This window comes from Pseudonocardia ammonioxydans (assembly GCF_900115005.1).
GTDB lineage: Bacteria > Actinomycetota > Actinomycetes > Mycobacteriales > Pseudonocardiaceae > Pseudonocardia > Pseudonocardia ammonioxydans.
In genome coordinates this window covers 1-1614 of record NZ_FOUY01000147.1, presented here as the reverse complement: position 1 = coordinate 1614, position 1614 = coordinate 1, and the positions used below count along the sequence as shown (strand labels likewise).

1 protein-coding gene is annotated in these 1614 nt (G+C 66.9%); it reads left to right on the top strand.

The genetic code is table 11. The annotated features are described in order from the left end of the window. Window positions 1-152: 152 nt before the first annotated feature. The gene (locus BM093_RS34775) at window positions 153-1178 is read left to right on the top strand and encodes a slipin family protein (protein ID WP_342743067.1); all 1026 of its coding nucleotides are present in this window, start codon (window positions 153-155) and stop codon (window positions 1176-1178) included. The last annotated feature ends 436 nt before the right edge of the window (window positions 1179-1614 follow it).

Sequence of the window (1614 nt, the reverse complement as noted above, 5' to 3'; positions counted from 1 at the left end):
GATCAGAGGCAGGTTCACTGGCAGTTCACCACCGCCGACGCTCGCGTCAAACTCCGCCACCTATACCCAAATAATTAGCTGCGACGGTCTACTAGCTGAGTCGCCCTGAGCATGGTGGAACCGTGCTCAGAGCTACGGACAGGAGGGTTCGTGTGGTGTTGACAGTTGTGCTCGTGGTGGTAGTGGTACTGCTGGGCTTGGTGAGCACGAGCGTGCGTATGGTGCAGCAGTACGAGCGCGGAGTCGTCTTGCGGTTCGGCCGGTTGCTGCCCACGGTGCGCCAACCGGGTTTGCGACTGGTGGTGCCGATCGCCGACCAGATGCGGAAGGTGCCGATCCAGACAGTGGTCCTTGATGTGCCCTCGCAGGGCACGATCACCCGCGACAACGTCACGATCGGCGTAGACGCGGTCGTGTACTTCCGGGTGGAGGATCCGGTACGGGCCACGATCAACGTGGACAACTATCTGCAGGCAACCTCGCAGGTCTCCCAGACCTCGCTGCGTTCGGTGATCGGGCGCGCGGACCTGGACACGCTGCTGGCCGACCGCGACAAGATCAATGCCGAGTTGCGAGACGTCATTGACGCGCCGACCGAGGACTGGGGAATTCACATCGACCGCGTCGAGATCAAGGACATCTCGCTGCCCGAAGGGATGCGGCGGTCGATGTCGGCCCAGGCCGAGGCCGAACGTGACCGGCGGGCGCGCGTGATCAACGCCGACGGCGAGCTGCAGGCCTCGACGAAGCTTTCGCAGGCTGCCACGGCCATGGACCAGGCTCCTGGCGCGTTGCAGCTGCGGTTGCTCCAGACCGTCACCGACGTCGCCTCCGAGAACAACAGCACCTTGGTCATGCCGGTGCCGGTGGAGTTGCTGCGCTTCTTCGAAGGCGCCACTGGAACCAACACAGCGACCGAGCATCGCGACCCGGCCGAGCGGGTGAAGGCCACTGGGCAGGGCGATGCCACCGCCGATGCGATGACCCAGTCTGGCGCCGACTCGAACGGTGGCGAGTCGCTCGACGGCGCCCTGACCAGCGGCAGAAACGGCCGCATCCACCCAGCCGGGACCGATCCGGCCGAGCCAGAGCTGGGTGCACCAGGGCCAGATGGCCCAGAGCCGGATGAGGGTGGTCCAGGCCCTGCTACCCCAGACGACCAGGAAGATCGCGTGTGAGTTCGGCCAGCTCCGCGTGCCGAGACTGTTCCTGGTAAACCGCCATGTCGGGCAGGCTGGACGGGGGCCCGATTGCCGGCCGCGCCTGCCGAACGTGGGGTGGGCGGGGTCCACGCTGGATCAAACGCGGCTCGCAGCCGCGGTGCGTTGCCTCCTCCGCGACCCAGGCCAGAGCGGCCCGAAAGTCGGCGAACCGTCGACGCCTGCGACGACGACGGCTGGGGAGTCGGTGGCGTCCGGTGTATGCACCTTGTGCTCCTCGCGTTCAGGACGACGACCGGGCTTCGGTGGCGGTGAGGGGTCGGGCGATGTCCTCGAGTGAGCGGCCGGCGGCCTCGATGCCGAACACCACCTCGGCGAGCCCGCCGATCGCCATCGCGCCGGCGCCGATGTAGAAGCCGAGCGCGACCAGACCGACGTCGCCGGAGTCGATGAA